At 69.9% G+C, this 17451-nt stretch carries 20 protein-coding genes; 7 read left to right on the top strand and 13 right to left on the bottom strand.

The genetic code is table 11. The features are described from left to right. Positions 1 to 21 precede the first annotated feature (21 nt). The 3 genes from EDD27_RS46245 to EDD27_RS46235 are packed head-to-tail and all read left to right on the top strand — an operon-like array spanning position 22 to position 2303. A complete protein-coding gene (locus EDD27_RS46245; protein ID WP_127938844.1) occupies positions 22 to 693 on the top strand; it encodes a sigma-70 family RNA polymerase sigma factor in 672 nt (223 codons plus the stop codon). 53 nt (positions 694 to 746) lie between these two features. After that, entirely contained in the window at positions 747 to 1409 is a 663-nt protein-coding gene (locus EDD27_RS46240; protein WP_127938842.1) for a DUF5667 domain-containing protein, read from the top strand. Positions 1410 to 1439: 30 nt separating this feature from the next. Then, positions 1440 to 2303, top strand: coding sequence for an HAD family hydrolase (locus EDD27_RS46235; RefSeq protein ID WP_241564619.1), 864 nt, complete (start codon positions 1440 to 1442; stop codon positions 2301 to 2303). A gap of 42 nt (positions 2304 to 2345) precedes the next feature. On the opposite strand, the gene EDD27_RS46230 is transcribed toward EDD27_RS46235, so the two are convergent. The 9 genes from EDD27_RS46230 to EDD27_RS46190 all read right to left on the bottom strand — a co-directional run bounded on the left by EDD27_RS46230 (position 2346) and on the right by EDD27_RS46190 (position 9627). Next, entirely contained in the window at positions 2346 to 3359 is a 1014-nt protein-coding gene (locus EDD27_RS46230; RefSeq protein WP_127938828.1) for an LCP family protein, read from the bottom strand. Between the two features lie 2 nt (positions 3360 to 3361). After that, on the bottom strand, positions 3362 to 3940 hold the full coding sequence (locus EDD27_RS46225; protein WP_127938826.1) for an RNA polymerase sigma factor: 579 nt from the start codon (positions 3938 to 3940) through the stop codon (positions 3362 to 3364). Positions 3941 to 4096: 156 nt separating this feature from the next. Next, on the bottom strand, positions 4097 to 4882 hold the full coding sequence (locus tag EDD27_RS46220) for an SDR family NAD(P)-dependent oxidoreductase (RefSeq protein ID WP_127938824.1): 786 nt from the start codon (positions 4880 to 4882) through the stop codon (positions 4097 to 4099). Positions 4883 to 4953: 71 nt separating this feature from the next. After that, the gene (locus EDD27_RS46215; protein WP_127941413.1) at positions 4954 to 5829 is read right to left on the bottom strand and encodes a lysophospholipid acyltransferase family protein; all 876 of its coding nucleotides are present in this window, start codon (positions 5827 to 5829) and stop codon (positions 4954 to 4956) included. Positions 5830 to 5858: 29 nt separating this feature from the next. Next, complete coding sequence (locus EDD27_RS46210) at positions 5859 to 6854, bottom strand: NAD-dependent epimerase/dehydratase family protein (RefSeq protein ID WP_127938822.1); 996 nt, start codon at positions 6852 to 6854, stop codon at positions 5859 to 5861. A 22-nt stretch (positions 6855 to 6876) separates the two neighbouring features. Beyond that, positions 6877 to 6975: a 30S ribosomal protein bS22 gene (locus EDD27_RS46205; RefSeq protein WP_018654693.1), complete on the bottom strand. Its 99-nt coding sequence runs from the start codon at positions 6973 to 6975 to the stop codon at positions 6877 to 6879. Positions 6976 to 7152: 177 nt separating this feature from the next. Further along, positions 7153 to 7356: a helix-turn-helix domain-containing protein gene (locus EDD27_RS46200; protein WP_026214222.1), complete on the bottom strand. Its 204-nt coding sequence runs from the start codon at positions 7354 to 7356 to the stop codon at positions 7153 to 7155. A 312-nt stretch (positions 7357 to 7668) separates the two neighbouring features. After that, complete coding sequence (locus EDD27_RS46195; protein WP_127938820.1) at positions 7669 to 8451, bottom strand: phosphatase; 783 nt, start codon at positions 8449 to 8451, stop codon at positions 7669 to 7671. A gap of 12 nt (positions 8452 to 8463) precedes the next feature. Further along, positions 8464 to 9627 carry an acetoin utilization protein AcuC gene (locus tag EDD27_RS46190; RefSeq protein WP_127938818.1) on the bottom strand — a complete coding sequence of 388 codons (1164 nt, stop codon included), beginning with the start codon at positions 9625 to 9627 and terminating at the stop codon, positions 8464 to 8466. An 89-nt stretch (positions 9628 to 9716) separates the two neighbouring features. Here EDD27_RS46190 and EDD27_RS46185 point away from each other — a divergent pair, with 89 nt between their 5' ends. The 4 genes from EDD27_RS46185 to EDD27_RS46170 all read left to right on the top strand — a co-directional run bounded on the left by EDD27_RS46185 (position 9717) and on the right by EDD27_RS46170 (position 13208). Then, the gene (locus EDD27_RS46185; protein ID WP_127938816.1) at positions 9717 to 10847 is read left to right on the top strand and encodes a sensor histidine kinase; all 1131 of its coding nucleotides are present in this window, start codon (positions 9717 to 9719) and stop codon (positions 10845 to 10847) included. Next, complete coding sequence (locus EDD27_RS46180; protein ID WP_127938814.1) at positions 10844 to 11500, top strand: response regulator; 657 nt, start codon at positions 10844 to 10846, stop codon at positions 11498 to 11500. The genes EDD27_RS46185 and EDD27_RS46180 overlap by 4 nt, the downstream gene beginning before the upstream one ends. Positions 11501 to 11580: 80 nt before the next feature. Continuing rightward, positions 11581 to 12471: an ABC transporter ATP-binding protein gene (locus EDD27_RS46175; RefSeq protein ID WP_127938812.1), complete on the top strand. Its 891-nt coding sequence runs from the start codon at positions 11581 to 11583 to the stop codon at positions 12469 to 12471. Beyond that, complete coding sequence (locus EDD27_RS46170; protein ID WP_127938810.1) at positions 12468 to 13208, top strand: ABC transporter permease; 741 nt, start codon at positions 12468 to 12470, stop codon at positions 13206 to 13208. The genes EDD27_RS46175 and EDD27_RS46170 overlap by 4 nt, the downstream gene beginning before the upstream one ends. Positions 13209 to 13221: 13 nt before the next feature. On the opposite strand, the gene EDD27_RS46165 is transcribed toward EDD27_RS46170, so the two are convergent. The 4 genes from EDD27_RS46165 to proC form a co-directional block, all read right to left on the bottom strand. Next, a complete protein-coding gene (locus EDD27_RS46165; protein WP_127938808.1) occupies positions 13222 to 14406 on the bottom strand; it encodes an ABC transporter permease in 1185 nt (394 codons plus the stop codon). After that, positions 14403 to 15086: an ABC transporter ATP-binding protein gene (locus EDD27_RS46160; RefSeq protein WP_127938806.1), complete on the bottom strand. Its 684-nt coding sequence runs from the start codon at positions 15084 to 15086 to the stop codon at positions 14403 to 14405. The genes EDD27_RS46165 and EDD27_RS46160 overlap by 4 nt, the downstream gene beginning before the upstream one ends. After that, positions 15083 to 16435: an efflux RND transporter periplasmic adaptor subunit gene (locus EDD27_RS46155; RefSeq protein ID WP_164904093.1), complete on the bottom strand. Its 1353-nt coding sequence runs from the start codon at positions 16433 to 16435 to the stop codon at positions 15083 to 15085. The genes EDD27_RS46160 and EDD27_RS46155 overlap by 4 nt, the downstream gene beginning before the upstream one ends. Before the next feature lie 69 nt (positions 16436 to 16504). Further along, positions 16505 to 17299, bottom strand: coding sequence for a pyrroline-5-carboxylate reductase (proC, locus tag EDD27_RS46150; protein ID WP_127938802.1), 795 nt, complete (start codon positions 17297 to 17299; stop codon positions 16505 to 16507). Positions 17300 to 17451 lie beyond the last annotated feature (152 nt).

The following is a 17451-nucleotide window of genomic DNA, read 5'->3' as shown; positions in this document are numbered from 1 at the left end:
CCTTACCCCTAGGGATACCGGATGCCTGACTCGCCGCCGTTCGCCGGGCTGCTCGCGCCAGCGGTCGCTGGACCTGCCCCGACGGGCGAGCTCGCCGTGCGCTCAGAGGAGTCCAGCGCGGCAGCGCCCGGCGACGGACGAGCGCCCGACGACGTGCGCACGCTCGTGATGCACGCCAAGGACGGATGCACGGAGTCCTTTGGCACGCTCTACGACCGCTATGTGGACCTGGTCTACCGCTACATCTACTTCCGGGTCGGCTCACACCAGCTCGCCGAGGACCTGACCAGCGAGACCTTCCTCCGGGCATTACGCAGGATCGCCGACTTCACCTGGCAGGGCCGGGATTTCGGCGCTTGGCTCGTGACCATCGCCAGGAACCTGGTGACCGATCACTTCAAGTCGGGGCGGTACCGGCTCGAGATACCCACCGGAGAGATCATCGACGTTCCGCTCGACGGCTCGCACATTCCGGAGAACGCCGTGGTCACGGCCATCATCAACGACCGGGTGCTGCGTGCCGTCCGAGATCTCAATCCTGAGCAGCAGGAATGCGTGGTGCTGCGCTTCCTGCACGGCCTCTCGCTCGCGGAAACCGCGCTGATCATGGGGAAGAAGAGTGGAGCGATCAAAGCGCTGCAGTTCCGTGCCGTGCGCGCGCTCGCCCGAGCGCTCAAGCACGACCTGGCGTAACCTCCCCCGTCCACCCCTCGTTAGGCAGGTGTCACGGCCATACGGGAGCTGCCATGGGTAGGGCGCGCAGGCGGCGGGAACGCGTGCTCGAGCACCTCACGGAGCTGCGGCGCCTGCCCATCGGCGGCGCGCCGGAGCCGGCCTTCCGTACCCGCCTGCGCGCGGAGCTGCTCTCCGGCGCCAGCGCCGCGGAGCAGGCGCGCCCACCGGGGGACCAGGCACACCCGGCAGCCCCCAAGCACGCGCGCCCACGTCGTGCACGCAGACGGCCGCTGCTGTCCCATCTGGCCACGTTCGGGCTGGCGACGGCCATGATGGTCTCGGCGTTCGCCACCTACCAGGCGGTGCCGGGAGACTCGCTCTACCCGCTCAAGCGCGCCGCCGAGAGCACGCTCGTACGTCTCAGCTCCGACGACGCCGAACGCGGCGAGCGGGAGCTGGACTCGGCCAAGACCCGCGCCAAGGAGGTCGCCACCCTGCTCGGCTCGTCCGACGACGGCCCGCTGGTCAGCGAGACGCTCACAGAGATGGAGAAGTCCACGCGGTCGGGCATCAGCAGGCTCGAACGGGCCGAGCCGCGCTCACCGAAGATCAAGAAATTCGCGCGGGACCAGAAAGAGGTCGTCGGGCCGATGCTTTCGCAGCTCAGCGAGGATCATCAGGCCCAGGCGGAGGACTATCTCCACTACATCGAAGGTCTGGCCGCACCTGGCTAGGTTAGTAAGCTGGCGCTCATGTGGCGGCTAATGCGACGACGACACGAGGTGGCGCCCGAGGCCGCCGGCGAGGCCGCGGCGGAGGCTGCGGTCACCGTCGCCCCGGTCGAGCCGGACCTTCAGGCGGCGGCCTTCTTCGACGTCGACAACACGATGATGCGCGGCGCCTCCATCTACCACTTCGCCAGAGGGCTGGCCACCCGCGGCATGTTCACGACGTCCGACCTGTTCAAGTTCGCCGTGGGCCAGGCGGTGTTCCGGCTGCGGGGCAACGAGAACCCCGAGCACATCGCGGTGGCGCGGGAGACCGCGCTGGCGTTCGTGGCCGGCGCCAAGGTCGACGACGTCGTACGCCTCGGCGAGGAGATCTACGACGAGGTCATGGCCGACCGCATCTGGGGCGGCACCCGCGCGCTCGCCCAGGCCCACCTCGACGCCGGCCAGCGGGTCTGGCTGGTCACCGCCACACCCGTGGAGCTGGCCAGGGTCATCGCGCAACGCCTCGGGCTGACGGGGGCGCTTGGGACGGTGGCCGAGACCAGCAACGGCATCTACACCGGCAGGCTCGTCGGCGACCTCCTCCACGGGCCGGCGAAAGCCGAGGCGGTCCGGGCGCTGGCCCGCCGCGAGGGCCTCGACCTGACCCGCTGCACGGCCTACAGCGACTCCGCCAACGACCTGCCCCTGTTGTCGCTGGTGGGGCAGGCGGTGGCCATCAACCCGGACAGCGAGCTGCGTGAGCACGCCAGGAGACACGACTGGCCCATCAAGGACTTCCGTACCGGGCGCAAGGCGACTTTGACCGCCCTGCCGATCGCCGCCGGCCTGGGCGCCGTAGCCGGCGGCGTCGCCGCCGCCGTGGCCCTGCGCCGCCACTACCGCACCCAACGCTGACCCGCCCCCACCCCACCACTGTGGTGCGGGCGGGCAGGCGCGTCACTTCAGCGACTTGAACAGCTCACCGGTTTCCGGCTGCTTCCACCGCAGCAGGCGGCGGTCGTCGCGTGCGTACGACTCCGACGGGATCGTCACCACCTCCATCTTGGTCTTCGACAGCTCCCCGGCCAGCTCGTACATCGCCTCCACGCTCAGATCGGTCTTGACCGCCTTCCGCATCTCACCGAGGAAGGTCTTGAGCCGGCCCGCGTCCGCGAAGGCTCCCTTGGCCTTCTTCAGCATCGCGAGCACGAGCTGCTGCTGGCGCTTGATCCGCGCGGTGTCCGACCCGTCTCCTACATACCGCAACCGCGCGTACCCGAGCGCCGTCTCCCCGTTCAGCATGACCTTCCCGGCCGGCAGCTTCAGTTTCGACTTCGGATCGTCCACGGCCCTGGCCACGGTGATCTCCACACCCCCGAGTGCGTCCACCATGCCCTTGAAGCCCGCGAAGTCCACCTCCACCGTGTGCTGAATCGACAGCCCGGTCAGCTTCTCCAGCGTCTTGCGCAGGCAGGCGGCCCCACCCGAGTTGTACGCCGAATTGATCATGTCCGTCCGCCCGGGGTGCCCAGAGCAGGCGGGAATCGCCACCATCGAGTCGCGCGGCACGCTGACGGCCGTGGCCCTGCTCCGGTCGGCGGGCACGTGAATGATCATGATGGTGTCGGATCGCGCGCCGCCGCCACCGGGCATCCTGGCCGTGTACGGGCCGTATTCGGCGTTCTCTCCCTGACGGCTGTCCGAGCCGATCACCAGCACGTTCCTGGTGCCGCTCACGTCCACGGTCTGCGACCCGGCGGGCGGCGCGGCGGTGTGGCGGGCGGCGATCAGGACGGTGGGCACGGCGACCGCGGCGGCCGTGGCGACGGCCACGAGCCCGGCGGTCCACCAACCGGCCCATCGGCGTCGCGGGCGGGCCCGAAGCAGGCGATCACGCTGTCGGACGAGCGTCGCGGGCGGTTCGTGCTCCAGCTCCCCGCCGAGGTCGCGGAGCAGCTTCAGGTCGTCCATCGTCACTCCTCCTCCATAGGGTTCGCATCGCCGAGCGCGGCACGTACCTTCCGCCTGCCCCTGTTGAGGCGGGAGCGTACGGTTCCGACGGGGATGCCGAGCGCCTGCGCGACCTCCTCGTACGTGAGATCGCCCCAGGCGATCAGCAGCAGGACGTCGCGGTCCTTGGCGGGCAGGGCGGCCAGGGCGCCGGCCAGCTCGGCGCGTACGGCCTGAGCGGTCACGCCGGCGGCCACCCGGTCGGCGGGCGACTCGATGTCGGAGTCGACAGGGGCACGTAGGAGTGCCCGGTAGCGGGCGGCCTCCTTGCGGTGGTGCCGGGAGATGAGCTTGGTGAGGATGCCGAACAGCCATGGCCGGGCGTCCTCGTACGCCAGGTCGTAGCTCCTCCTGCGGGAGAACGCGACCAGGAACGTCTCTCCGACGAGGTCTTCGGCGGGCTCCGGGCCGAGCCGTTTGGAGACGTAGCGGTAGAGCATGGCGGAGTAGCGGTCGAACAACTCGGCGAACACCTCGGGGTCCTTCCACGAGGCGCACACGAGCTCCGAGTCCGCACCCCGGGTGGCGGGTTGCAGGATCATCTCCGCCCTTCTGTAGGGGGATGGGTCACCGATGTCTTGCCACAACCCGCCACAAGGGTTCACGGTGGGCCGCGTTCAGCGGCCCACCGCAGGCAGCGGTCTCTGCGCCTACGGTGGGCCGCGTTCAACGGCCACCGTGGACAGCGTCGTCCGCGTCTACAGCTCCTTGCGGAAGCCTCCGTCGATGGCGAACTCGGCGCCGGTCGTGCTGGCCGAGCGCGGCGAGGCCAGCAGTGCGACCATGTCGGCGATTTCCTGCGGGTGCACCAGACGTCCGGTGACGAGCCTCATCATGTCAGGCGCGACCTGGGCGATGACGGCCTCTTTGGAGGCCCCTGCCATGCCCCCGATGACCTCGGCGGCCCCGCCGTCCTTGGTCCACCAGTCGGTGAGCACCGGCCCCGGCGCGATCGTGTTGACCCGGATGCCCCGCGCGCCGAACTCCTCCGACACGGCCTTGCTGACGTGGTTGAGCGCCGCCTTGGCGGCGCCGTAGTCGACGTTCATGGCCCCGGGCTGCCGGGCGGAGCCGGTGGAGATGTTGATGATGGAGCCGCCGCCCCGCTCGATCATGACGGGTACGGCGGCGCGGATCATGCGTACGACCGCGAACAGGTTGAACTCGAACATCGCCTGCCAGTCCGCGTCGCCCGGCGTCATGAACCCGACCCGCGGCAACGTCACCCCGGGCGGCGGCCCACCGGCGTTGTTGACGAGGATGTCCACGCCCCCGAACTCCTCGACCGCACGCGCGATGACCTGCTCCGGCGCCTGCGGGTCCATGAGGTCGACCGCGACGTGCGCGGCCTTGACGTCGGCCTGCGTGCGGGAGGCGGCGACCACGTACGCGCCCTCGTCGGCCAGCGTACGGGCGACGGCGAGGCCGATGCCCTTGGACGCGCCCGTCACGACGGCGACGCGGCCGGAAAGCTCGAGATCCATGAGGTTGTCCCTTCGGTGTCACGGCATATCGCTCGAAGGAACACCGGGGAGACCTCACGGGTTGCAGCGGCTCACAAGAACGGCGGGAAGGCGTGGCCCCTGCGCAGCCGCAGCTCGTTGAGCATCTGCTGGATCACCTCGCGCACGTGGTCGGTGAGGTTGAACACCAGCATCGGATCGTCGGCCGCCGACGGCTCGTATTCGTCGGTGCGGATCGGCTCGCCGAACTCGATCAGCCACTTCGACGGCAGCGGCACCAGTCCGAGCGGCCCGAGCAGCGGGAAGAACGGCGTGATCGGCAGGTAGGGCAGGCCGAGCGTCCTGGCCAGGAACTTCAGATCGCCGATCTTGGGGTAGATCTCCTCGGCGCCCACGATCGCGGTGGGCACGATCGGCACGCCGGCGCGGATGGCCGACGCCACGAACCCTCCACGGCCGAACCGCTGCAGCTTGTAGCGCTCGGAGAACGGCTTGCCGACACCCTTGAAGCCCTCGGGGAACACCCCGACCACCTCGCCCTTGCGCAGCAGCCGGTCGGCGTCCTCGCGGCAGGCCAGTGTGTGGCCGGTCTTGCGAGCCAGGTGACTGAGCAGCGGGAGCTGGTAGACCAGGTCGGCGCCGAGCAGCCGCAGCGGCCTGCGTACGTCGTCGTGCATGGCCACCTGGAGCATCAGCGCGTCGACCGGCAGCGTGCCCGAGTGGTTGGCGACGACCAGCGCGCCGCCCTCCTCGGGCACGTTCTTGACCTGGAGGGTCTCCACCCTGAACCAGCGGGTGTAGAGAGGCCTGACCAGCTCGAGCAGGACCTTGTCCGTCAGCTCGGCATCGTAGCCGAACTCGTCGACCTCGTAGTCGCCGCTGACGCGCCTGCGGAGGAAGACCAGGAGCTTGGCCAGTGGCTCGGGATCCTGCTGTTCGAAGGACGGCGCCGCGCTGATCGGGATCACGCGCGCGTCGCCGTCTTCAATGGGAACGCTCAACTCGGCACACCTCCGAACGGGTGCAGGCCACGCGAACGCAAGAAGTCTTCGTAGGCCGCCCCGGTCGTGAACTTGGGCTTCCAGCCGAGCTCGGCCTCCAGCCTGGAGGTGTCGACTGCGCGACCGTGGCTCATCAGCCTGAGCTGCTCGGGCGAGTATTCGACCAGCCCGATCCGGCGTGCGCTGTTGCCCAGCAGCTTGAACGCGGGCGAGAGCAGCGGCAGTGGCAGCCGCCCGGCCCGCCTGGCGCACTGCGACAGCAGCAGCACGCCGGCCCCGGCCACGTTGAACGTGCCGGGGTGATCCTCGGTCGCCATCCGGCGCAACACCTCGACAGCGTCGTCCTCGTGGACGAACTGCAGCCGCGGGTCGAAGCCGAACACGGTCGGCAACACCGGCTGGGTGAAGTAACGCGTCAGCGGCGAGTCGACGCCTGGACCCATGAAGTTGGCGAAACGCAACAACGACACCGTCACGTCGGGACGGCGCCGCGCGAAGCCGCGTACGTAACCCTCGACTTCGCAGGCGTCCTTGGCATAGCCGTGGCTGGGGCCGTCGTGCGGCTCCAGGTCCTCGGTGAACACCGCGGGATCCCGCGGCGACGAACCATAGACGGCGGTGGTGGAGCGGACCACCACCCGCCGCACGGTCGCCGACCGCTGGCAGGCCCCGAGCAGCTGCATGGTGCCGATGACATTGTGCTCTTTCATGGCAGCCCTGCCCCCGCTCCGCGAGGGAGCGCTGACCAGGCTCATGTGCACAACGGTGTCGATGTCCGCGGCCGCGATCACCTGAGCGATGTCGGGGCTACGCAGATCCACTCGGACAAACTCCGTCCGGCCGAGGGAGATGCCGCCGTCCCGCGTCAACGAGGGGGGCGGGACAGTGTCGACTCCTATGACACGGCTGATGTCCGGGTCCGCAGCAAGAACACTCGCCACCCGGGCGCCGATGTGGCGCGAGACCCCGGTGACGAGCACGGTGTGGGTCATCAGCGCCTCGCAGCTGCGTTGGTTACTTCTTGTTACGCCGCTGGATGCGCGTCTTCTTGAGCAGCTTGCGGTGCTTCTTCTTGGCCATCCGCTTGCGGCGCTTCTTGATAACAGAGCCCACGGGACCCCCTGGTGCTGGTAGCAAGTCTGATCGGAGTGCGAGCGCACACCGGCTCACAGACTACCGGCGATCCACGGTAGATCGCCCCTTGGGGGGGTGAGAGCCCGGCCGTGTCTCTCGCCGCGGCCAGGCCTCTCCCGCGACAGCACTCACGGCGTGACCATGCACGTCGCTACGTCAACCTGCCTCGATGTAGGCCTCCCGAAGATAATCGTGTACGGCCTGCTCGGGCACTCTGAACGACCGGCCTACCCTGATGGCCGGGAGCTCACCGGAGTGTACGAGCCTGTACACCGTCATCTTGGACACCCTCATGACCGTCGCCACTTCTGCGACGGTCAGGAACTTCACCTCGCTGAGAGGTCTTTCGCCTGCACCCATCGGACGCCTCTTCCGCACGTGTTTCCGGGTTATCCCCACTGGTGCCATTGCTCACGCACGTGTACTGCCGTCAGCGTAAGTCGCGACTCCGACTCGGCAAACCCCCTATTTTCTCTCTGGACGGAGCCACCTGTCAGCCGAACCAGCAAAATCGCTGGCCAGCAGCCGGGCCGAGCACCTCGCCTGGACGTTGGAACTGTCCAAGTTGCCACACATAAGAGTCGCCGGAGCACCATCAAAAGTTGGCAAAGGGACAGCGAGCCTCTTGGAATGCAGGCGCGAAAAGACGGTATCGGGAGGGCCGAATTCGACTCAAAGGGCTCGTGAGACTCCAGTGACGAGCCGCTCCGTCAGCGGAGCGTAATAGCGTGGTAGCACATTGTCATCGAGTGGCACGACCACGTCAATCTTGCCCTCCGCCTCCCCGACGAACAGGCCGGGATCGTTGGAGTCGGCGAACGCCACCGTCGACACGCCCGCCTCACCGGCCGCGCCCGCCCAGCCGTGGTCGGCGATCACCAGGTCGGGCAACTCCCCGTCGAGCTCGCCGAGCATGTACTGCATGGGCGTGGCGTCGTGGGTGTGCACGAAGCCGCCCTTGTCGTCGAGCATCGCGACATCCTGCAGGTAGCGGATGCGGCGTGGGCGGCCGAAGGCCGACCCGGCATACGCCCATCCTTCGGCCGGCGTCAGCAGCAGCGCGCCACGCTCGGCGCACAACGCGGCCAGCGGCAGATGGATGGCGAGCAGCCCGGTCGGGTGTCCGGTGGCGAAGAGCACGCGCGGGCTCGGCCGCGACAACACCGCCGCGATCCGCTCGGCCATGGCGTCGATCGCGTCGATCGTCAGGTCGGGATCGATGGTGTCCTGGCCCCAGCGGTGCCCGGGGTCGGCGACCACGCCGGCGGACTTGGCCATGAGCGCCAGGATGTCGCGGTAGGACCACGGCTGATCGAACGTCAGGCCCAGCCGGTAGTAGTCGTCGCCGTTGGCCAGCGAGCTGTAGTGGTCGAGGTTGTTCTCGCGGGGGGTCGCGACGTCGCCGGCGATGCGGCTTTGGACGAGGTGCTCGCGGAGTTGGTCGCGGCTCAGCACAGCTTTTCCTCGCTAGGGGATCGGGTCGAGGCCGTGCAGGGGGAACACCGCGTTACGCGTCGCCATGACCGCACGGTCAATGGGGTCCGCTGGGTCATAACCACCAGATAGGTGGTGAAATTCCGGGTTTCGACCATCCGTCATGGTCAGCGGCGGGGTCTCGCCCGTACGCTCCCTGACGAACCTGCGCCACTCCTCGCTGGTCGGCGTGGCCGGATCGATGGGGTGCCCGGCGAGCTCGGCGATGAGATGCGTCCACGCCCGCGGCACGACCTGGACCAGCTCATATCCACCGCCACCTGTGGCGATCCACCGTCCGCCGGCCGTCTCGTGGGCCAGGCGGTGCAGGGCGGCGTACGCGGCGCGCTGGCCGTCCACGCTCAGCATCAGGTTGGCGAGCGGGTCGAGCGCGTGGCTGTCGCAGCCGTGCTGGGTCACCAGGATGTCGGGCCTGAACTCGTGCAGCAGCGGCGGCACCACGGCGTGAAAGGCCCGCAGCCAGCCGGCGTCGCCGCACCCCGCGGGCAGCGCCACGTTGACGGCCGTGCCGTCGGCGCCGGTCTCGTCGGGGAACCCGGTGCCGGGGAACAACGTGCGCGGGCTCTCGTGCAGGCTGATCGTCAGAACCCGGGGGTCGTCGTAGAACATCGCCTGTACGCCGTCACCGTGGTGGACGTCCACGTCGACGTACGCGATCCGGCCCGCCCCCTGGGCCAGCAACCATGCGATGGCCAGCGCGGGGTCGTTGTAGACGCAGAAGCCGCTGGCCACGGCCCGCATGGCGTGGTGCAGGCCGCCGGCGATGTTGACGGCGTGCTCCGCCGTGCCTTCCCAGATCGAGCGGGCGGCGGCCAGGGAGGCGCCGGCGATCAGCGCGGAGGCCTCGTGCACGCCCGCGAAGGCGGGGTTGTCGGGTGTCCCGAGCCCACAGCCGAGATCGGGCAGGCCCGAGACGGACACGCGCTTGACGGACTCGATGTAGCCGCGATCGTGGACCATGGACAGCTCGTCGTCGCTCGCGGAAGCGCAGCCCGCCATCTCGACCTTGTCCAGGACGCCGAGCGAGCGGGCCAGCGCCATGGTGAGCTCCACGCGCACGGGGGCGAGCGGATGGCTGGGGCCGAAGTTGTAGGAGGTCAGAGCGTCGTCCCAGATCACCCGTGCCGACCGGCTCATGCCCAATCCCTCCACGCGTCCCCTGCCTTGCGCCGACGTTACCGCAGCGCAGACGCCTCGTTGTAGCCCGGGTGCTTTAGGGTCGTAACGTGCGTGTGGCACGAACCTTCATGAAGATCGTGCGCTGGTTCCGCCGACCGCGGGTCTTCGACACCACCCTGGTGATCCTGATCTCCCTCCCGGCGGCTCTTGCGATCATCTCCATGGTCCCCCGGGGCGAGGTGGAGACGCCGCTCAACGCAGCGCACTACCTGGCAGGCGCCCTGCTCCTCCTCATGCGGCGCCGCCGGCCGATCCTGACCACCGCACTGGTGACCGCCCTGGACGTCGTGGGCATCGTCACGCAGCTCATCACCGTCACCAACGTGTCCTCCGCGATCGCCTACTACAGCCTGGGCCGCTACACCACTGGGCGGGCGACCGTCATCAGCGCGGTGGCCGGCGCCGTGGTCTACGCGACGGCGAATGAGCTGTTCTGGCGGGCGACCGAGGGTGGCTGGGTGGCGGCCCTGTTCTCCGTCGGCGTGCCCGTGAGCATCGGGCAGCTGGTCCGGGTCAGGAGCGAGCTGAACGAGCGCAGCAGGCGCGAGGCCGCCGACGCCGCCGTACGCGCCGAGCGGCGGCGCATCGCCAGGGAGCTGCACGACGTGGTCGCCCACCACATCACCGTCATCAACGCCCTGGTCGGCGGCGCGCGGGCCACGCTCCCGCCCGAGCAGGAGGTCACCAGGAACGCGCTGGAGAGCGCCGAGCAGACCGCCCGCCAGGCGATGTCGGAGATGCGCCGCCTGCTGGACGTGCTGAGAGCCGACGGCAGTGACGGCCCCGACGCCGCGACGGGGGTGGGCGCGGCGCGGTTGCCCGCGCTGATCAAGGAGGCGAAGTCGGCGGGGCTGCCCGCCAGCCTGACAGTGGCGGGCGAGCCCGTCGAGCTGCCCGCGGCGGTGGACCACGCCGTCTACCGCATCGTTCAGGAGGCGCTGACCAACACGCGCAAGCACACGGTGAGCGCCAGGGCCAGCGTGCGGCTGGCGTACGAGCCGGAGGCCGTGGAGGTCGAGGTGATCGACGACGGCCTGGCGACGCAGGACGGCGCGCCGGGGTTCGGGCTCGGCGGCATGGCCGAGCGAGTGGCGTTATGCGGCGGCCAGCTGTCCACAGGGCCGCGACCGGAAGGCGGGTTCCGCGTCCACGCCCGAATCCCCCTGGAGAGAGCATGAAGATCAGAGTCCTGCTGGTGGACGATCACGAGCTGGTGCGCAGGGGTTTCAAGCTGATGCTCGACGCCCAGCCCGACCTGAGCGTGGTCGGCGAGGCCGCCGACGGGGCGGAGGCGGTGGACCTGAGCAGGCGGCTCACACCCGACGTGGTGCTGATGGACCTGCACATGCCGAACCTGGACGGCGTGCGCGCGACCGAGCTGATCACCGCGGAGCTGCCCGAGGTGCGGGTGCTCGCGCTGAGCACGTTCGACCTGGACGAGAACGTGGTCGCGGCGCTCAGGGCGGGCGCCGACGGGTTCCTGCCCAAGGATGTCTCCCCCGAAGAGCTGATCGAGGGCGTGCGCGTGGTGCACCGCGGCGAGTCGGCCGTCGCGCCGCGCCTGCTGACCAGGCTGATCGGCACGTTCGTCCGCGCCTCCCGCCCCCGGACGGTGCCCGCCCGGCTGGCCGGGCTGACCGACAGGGAGCGGGAGATCCTCGTCCTGATCGCCCGCGGCCGGTCGAACCCGGAGATCGCCGCGGACCTGTCCGTCTCCCCTTCGACCGTCAAGAACCACGTGACCAGCCTGTTCGCCAAGATCGGCGTCAGGGACCGGGCGCAAGCAGTGATCGTCGCCTACGAGGCGGCCTTGATCCACCCTGGAGAGTAGGACCAGGGTCCTAGAGACCGCCGCCGAGAACAGTCCTGGGGCATGACGAAATCGGCCGCCCACGACGGCACCCTGGGACCATGACCGCGATTCGAGCAACGAACCTGAGCAAACGCTACGGCGGCACCGTCGCGGTGGCGGACCTGTCGTTCGACGTCGAGCCCGGTCAGGTGACCGGCTTCCTCGGGCCCAACGGGGCAGGCAAGTCCACGACCATGCGGATGATCCTGGGCCTCGACCGGCCTTCCGGCGGCTCCGTGCTCGTGGACGGGCAGCCGTACCACGAGCTGCGGCACCCCTTACGAAAGGTGGGGGCCCTGCTGGACGCCAAGGCCGTGCACGGCGGGCGCAGCGCACGCAACCACCTGCTCGCCATCGCCCAGAGCAACGGCATCCCGGCGAGCCGGGTGACCGAGGTGCTGGAGACGGTGGGGCTGGCGGACGTGGCCAAGCGGCGGATCGGCGGGTTCTCGCTGGGCATGTCCCAGCGGCTGGGCATCGCCGCGGCGCTGCTCGGCGACCCGGAGATCCTGCTCTTCGACGAGCCCGTCAACGGGCTCGACCCGGACGGGATCCTGTGGATCCGCACGTTCATGCGCAAGCTGGCGGCCGAGGGGCGGACGGTGTTCGTCTCCAGCCACCTCATGAGCGAGATGGCGCAGACCGCCGACCACCTGATCGTGATCGGCAAGGGGAAGCTCATCGCCGACACGAGCGTGGAGGAGTTCATCGGGCGCAGCTCGCAGGGCTACGTACGGGTGCGCTCGCCCCGGCTGGCCGAGGTGGCCGAGCTGATCAAGGTGGGCGAGCTGCATCCCGACCACCTGCGGGTGACCGCGATGAGTCCGATCGAGATCGGCACGCTCACGGCGCGGGCCGGCATCCCGCTGGAGGAGCTGGCGTACGTGCAGCCCTCACTCGAAGCGGCCTACATGGAGCTCACCAAGGACAGCCTGGAGTTCACGTCATGATCGACATCCTCAGGTCCGAATGGACCAAGATCCGCTCGGTGCGCTCGACGATGTGGACGCTGGCCGTCACGGCGCTGCTGATGGTGGGACTCGGCGCCCTTGTCACCGCCGCGGCCAAGAGCGACTACAACCAACCCTTCCCCGCTTTCGAGGCCATCTCGTACAGCACGATCGGCAGCATGTTCGCCTCGATCTCCATGGCCACGCTGGGTGTCCTGGTGATCTCCAGCGAATACCGCACGGGAGGCATCCGGACCTCGCTGATGGCCGTGCCGAGGCGCATGAAACTGCTGACCGGCAAGATCGTGGTGTTCACCGTGACGTCCCTGATCGTGTGCACGATCGCGTCGGCCGTGACGCTCCTCGTCGGCCTGGCGATCACGCAGCCGCCGTCGGTCGGTACGGGCATGGTCGTGCAGGCGGTCGTCGGGGGCGGCCTCTACCTCACCGCCTGTGGTCTGTTCGGGCTGGCACTGGGCGCGATCGTGCGGCACACGCCTGGCGCCATAGTGTCGGCCATCGTGTTGATGATGGTGCTGCCGCAGGTGGTGGGCGTACTGCCCGAGCAGTGGGGCAAGACCGTGCAGGACTACTTCACCACGAACGCGGGCGCGCAGGTGGTGATCGCCCAGGGCGACAGCTCGCTCGGCCCGTGGAGCGGGTTTGGTGTCTACCTCGTGTGGATCGCCGTGGCCATGGTCCTGGGCGGTGTGCTGATGCAGCGCCGTGACGCCTAGGCCGTCTCCTTGCCTACTCGGCGCGGAGTGCGATGACCGGGTCCAGCCTGCCCGCTCTCCGCGCCGGCGCCACGCCGAAGAACACGCCGACCGCCGCCGACACGCCGAAGGCCAGCGCGATCGACCACCACGTGATCGACGCCGGCACCTCCGTGAACGCGGCGATGGCCAGCGAGCCGCCGACCCCCAGCAGGATCCCGATGAGCCCGCCGATCGTGGTCAGCAGCACCGCCTCGATGAGGAACTGGGCCAGGATGTCGCGTTGCCTGGCTCCCAGCGCCTTGCGCAGCCCGATCTCGCGGGTGCGCTCGCGCACGCTGACGAGCATGATGTTCGACACGCCGACCCCGCCGACCAGCAGCGAGATGCCCGCGATGGCGGCCAGCACGCCGGTGAGCATGCCGAGCACGCTGCCGATCGTGCCGAGCAACGCGGTCTGCGTGACCGCCGAGAACTGCTCGCCCGGATAACGGGCCCGCAGCGCGGCCGTCACCTTGTCCGACAGCGGGTCGATCTCGTCGGGCCCGGACGCGCCGACGGCCATCCCGTTGATCCGCTCCAGCCCCAACAACCGCTGCGCGGTGGTCACCGGAATGTGGATCTCCTGGTCGCGGGAGAGCCCGAACGTCTGCCCGACCTCGGCGTACACCCCGACGACCCGGAACCTCGCCCCGGAGATCGTCACCTGCCGCCCGATCGGGTCGAGGTCGCCGAACATGCGGTCGGCCACCTCGGAGCCGAGCACCGCCACCCTGCGGCGGGTGTCGACGTCGGTCTCGCTCAGCGGGCGGCCCTTCTCGAGCGGCCGCTCGAAGATGTTGACGAGGTTCTGGTCGGTGCCGACCACCGTGACGAACGCCTCGGCCCGGCCCACCCGCACGGTCTCACCCGACTGCAGCGAGACCGTCACCTTGGCCGGATCGCCGACCACACGCCGCACGTAGGCGACGTCGGCCAGGTTGAGCTTGCTCTGCGTCGGTGCCGCGCCCAGGCTGATGCGGCCGGGGACGACCAGGATGATGTTGGTGCCGAGGCCGGAGATCTGCTTCTCGATCTCGTCCTTGGCGCCGGTGCCGATGGCCACCAGGATCACCACGGCCAGCACGCCGATGATGACCCCGAGCATGGTGAGCACGCTACGCAGCCGGTTGACCCTCAGCGCCTCGAGCGCCATCGCGAGTGCCTCGCGCGGTCTCACGAGGTGTCCTTCTCGATCAGCCCATCCCGTACGTGGATCTGCCGCCGGGCGTGGGCGGCGACCTCGGGCTCGTGCGTCACCAGCACCACGGCCACACCCCTGTCGCTGTTGAGCCGGTCGAGGATGCCCATCACCTCGGTGCCGTTGGCGGTGTCGAGGTTGCCGGTGGGCTCGTCCGCCAGCAGCACCTTGGGCTCGCCGACCAGCGCCCTGGCGATGGCGACCCGCTGCTGCTCGCCACCGGACATCTGGGACGGCCGGTGACCCATGCGGTGCCCCAGCCCGACCGACTCCAGCGCCGCGCGTGCCCTGGCTCGCCGTTCGGACCTGCCGACACCCCGGTAGACCAGCGGCAACGCCACGTTGTCCAGCGCGGTGGTCCGGCCCAAGAGGTGGAAGGACTGGAAGACGAAGCCGATCGTCTTGTTGCGCAGGTCCGCCAAGGCAGTGTCCGACAAGCCCGACATCTCCACGCCGTTGATCCTGAGCGTCCCCGAGGTGGGCCGGTCGAGGCAGCCGAGCAGGTGCATGAGCGTGGACTTGCCGGAGCCCGACGGCCCCAGGATGGCGGCGAACTCGCCCTGCACGATCGTCAGCGAGACGCCGCGCAGTGCCTCCACGGCCACACCGTCGAGCTGGTAACGCCTGGTGAGGTCCACCGCCTCGATGGCCGGCGTCATGGCAGGCGCTGCCCTTGCCGTACGGAGTCCGCCCCCTTGACGACGATCCGGTCACCCACGGACAGCCCGCTCAGCACCTCGACCACCGCGTCGCCCTGCGCGCCGAGCTTGACCACGCGCCGCTCGGCGGCGCCGTTCCTGACCACCCAGACGACGCTCTCGCGCCCGCTGGAGACGATGGCCGAGGCAGGCGCCGAGACGGCGGACGGCGACTCGCGCACGGTCAGCCGCGTCACCGCGCTCATGCCCGGTTTGGGGGTGGGCGCTTCGGAGCCGTCGTCGAACGCCCCGGCGCCGAGCGTGAGCCGCACGGGATAGCTGACGCCGCCCGTGGTGCCTTCCTTGGGGGTGACGCCGATACCGGTGACCACGGCCGTGTACGTGGCCCCGGGGACCGCGTCCAGCTCCACCGCGGCCTTCACGCCCTTCTTCACCAGCAGCACGTCCGTCTCGTCGACGTCGGCGTCCAGCAGGAGCGTGGAGACGTCGGTGACGGTGACGATCGTGTCGCCCGCCGAGACCGGCACCCCCGTCGCCACCGGAGTCCCGCCCGAGGAGCCGCCCGAGGGCAGGGACGGCAACTGCTGCCCGCCTCCGCCGGGGAGCTGGCTGAGCAGGCCCTCGACGCCGCCGCCTCCGCCACCGCCGGACACGCGGCCCAGCGTGACGACCCCGCCGAACGGCGCCTTGATCGTGAGCGACTTGACCGTGCTCTCCGCCGCCTTGACCGCGGCCTTGGCCTGGGACTTCGAGGCGGCCTGGAGCGAGGCCATGGAGCTCGACAGGCCGCTGGTCACGCCGGACAGGACGCCGTTGATCGAGCGGTTGAGCTGGGCGGTGATCGTGCCCAGGGCCTTGGTCTGCGCCTTGTGCTGCTGCTGGGCCAGCTCGATGGCCTCGAGCAGTTGTTCGCGCACCCTGGCGTCCTCCACCTTCTTCGCCTCTTTGCGTGCCTTGGCGAAGTGCGCGGCCACCTTGCGATCGAAGGCCCTGGTGTCGAACGACGGCAGGCGCACGCTCGGCATGGCGACCCCGGCCGGGGAGGCCATCTTGGAGGCCTGGCGGGCCTGTTCGAGCTGGCTCTGGGCCTGAGGCGAACGGATCTTGGCCAGGATGTCGCCCTTGCGGACGCGGTCGCCCTCGCGGACGTACAGCTTGGCGACCGTGCCCTGGGCGGGGGAGCGCAGCGTGGCCGAGGCCCGCGCGCCCACCGTGGCGGGAGCCTCGACGACCTCGGTGACCGGGGCCCGCCTGACGTCGCCGAGCTGGACGCTCGACGGCTCCTCGGAAGTGCAGCCGGTCAGTGCTAAGAGGACGAGCAGCGGCGCGATGCCGCGACGTAACGTCACCCGAGACATCGTATGAGCCGGTGCCGTCGGGCCGCCGACCGGCTCTCAGCGAACTCCGAGCTCTTGGGCTCAGCCGGAGGCGAGCTGGCGGCCGCGGTCGCGGGCGGCCTCGATGGCGGCCAGGAACGCCGCACGCACGCTGTGCCGCTCCAGCTCGGCGATCGCCGCGATCGTCGTGCCGCCCGGCGAGGTGACGGCCTCCCGCAGGATGACCGGGTGCTCGCCCGAGTCCCGCAGCATGACGGCCGCGCCGACGATGGACTGGGTGACCATGTCGAGCGCGGCGGCCCTCGGCATGCCGAGCAGGATGCCCGCGTCCACCATGGCCTCCACCAGGTAGAAGAAGTAGGCGGGGCCGCTGCCCGACAGCGCCGTGGCGGCGTCCTGCTGGGACTCCGGGATGCGCAGCACCTTGCCGACGGGCTTGAGCAGGTTTTCCGTCAGCTTCAGGTGCTCCTCCCCCGCGTGCGCGCCCGCCGAGATCACGCTCATCGCCTCGTCGAACCTGATGGGCGTGTTGGACATCACCCTCACCACGGGCACGTCCACGCCGAGCCGCTGCTCGACGAACGACGTCGTGATGCCGGCCGCCGCGCTGATCACCAGGCGGTCGGCGGGGACGTAGGGGGCGATCTCCGCCAGGAGCGTGGCCATGTCCTGCGGCTTGACGGCCAGGATCAGCGTGTCGGCCGCCTTGGCCGCCTCGGAGTTGGAGACGGTGCGCACGCCGTAGGTCTCGCGCAGCGCCTGCGCCCGCTCGGGTCGGCGGGTGGTGGCCATGATGTCGCCCGGCTTGAATCCGGCCCGCAGCAGACCGGACAGCAGAGCCTCGCCCATCTTGCCCGTGCCCAGAATCGCAATCACGCTCGCAGCCTACTAACACCCCACCGGTGTTCGGTCGCGGGCGGGTGCCAGGTGGCCGTCCCTTCGACCGGGCTCGGGAGCGCCGCCCAACGTGCCGCCGGCCCGGGCCGGTGCCGGGTGCCGCCCTCCGGCGGGACCGGGTGCAGGCGGGG

This window comes from Nonomuraea polychroma (assembly GCF_004011505.1).
GTDB lineage: Bacteria > Actinomycetota > Actinomycetes > Streptosporangiales > Streptosporangiaceae > Nonomuraea > Nonomuraea polychroma.
Note: the sequence above shows the minus strand (reverse complement) of the source record. Positions and strands in the feature narration are given on the sequence as shown.

Coding starts and splice junctions, on each gene's coding strand:
- EDD27_RS46245 (WP_127938844.1), top strand. CDS start 22: ATGCCTGACTCGCCGCCGTTCGCCGGGCTGCTCGCGCCAGCGGTCGCT.
- EDD27_RS46240 (WP_127938842.1), top strand. CDS start 747: ATGGGTAGGGCGCGCAGGCGGCGGGAACGCGTGCTCGAGCACCTCACG.
- EDD27_RS46235 (WP_241564619.1), top strand. CDS start 1,440: ATGCGACGACGACACGAGGTGGCGCCCGAGGCCGCCGGCGAGGCCGCG.
- EDD27_RS46230 (WP_127938828.1), bottom strand. CDS start 3,359: ATGGACGACCTGAAGCTGCTCCGCGACCTCGGCGGGGAGCTGGAGCAC.
- EDD27_RS46225 (WP_127938826.1), bottom strand. CDS start 3,940: ATGATCCTGCAACCCGCCACCCGGGGTGCGGACTCGGAGCTCGTGTGC.
- EDD27_RS46220 (WP_127938824.1), bottom strand. CDS start 4,882: ATGGATCTCGAGCTTTCCGGCCGCGTCGCCGTCGTGACGGGCGCGTCC.
- EDD27_RS46210 (WP_127938822.1), bottom strand. CDS start 6,854: ATGACCCACACCGTGCTCGTCACCGGGGTCTCGCGCCACATCGGCGCC.
- EDD27_RS46200 (WP_026214222.1), bottom strand. CDS start 7,356: ATGGGTGCAGGCGAAAGACCTCTCAGCGAGGTGAAGTTCCTGACCGTC.
- EDD27_RS46190 (WP_127938818.1), bottom strand. CDS start 9,627: ATGAGCCGGTCGGCACGGGTGATCTGGGACGACGCTCTGACCTCCTAC.
- EDD27_RS46180 (WP_127938814.1), top strand. CDS start 10,844: ATGAAGATCAGAGTCCTGCTGGTGGACGATCACGAGCTGGTGCGCAGG.
- EDD27_RS46175 (WP_127938812.1), top strand. CDS start 11,581: ATGACCGCGATTCGAGCAACGAACCTGAGCAAACGCTACGGCGGCACC.
- EDD27_RS46170 (WP_127938810.1), top strand. CDS start 12,468: ATGATCGACATCCTCAGGTCCGAATGGACCAAGATCCGCTCGGTGCGC.
- EDD27_RS46160 (WP_127938806.1), bottom strand. CDS start 15,086: ATGACGCCGGCCATCGAGGCGGTGGACCTCACCAGGCGTTACCAGCTC.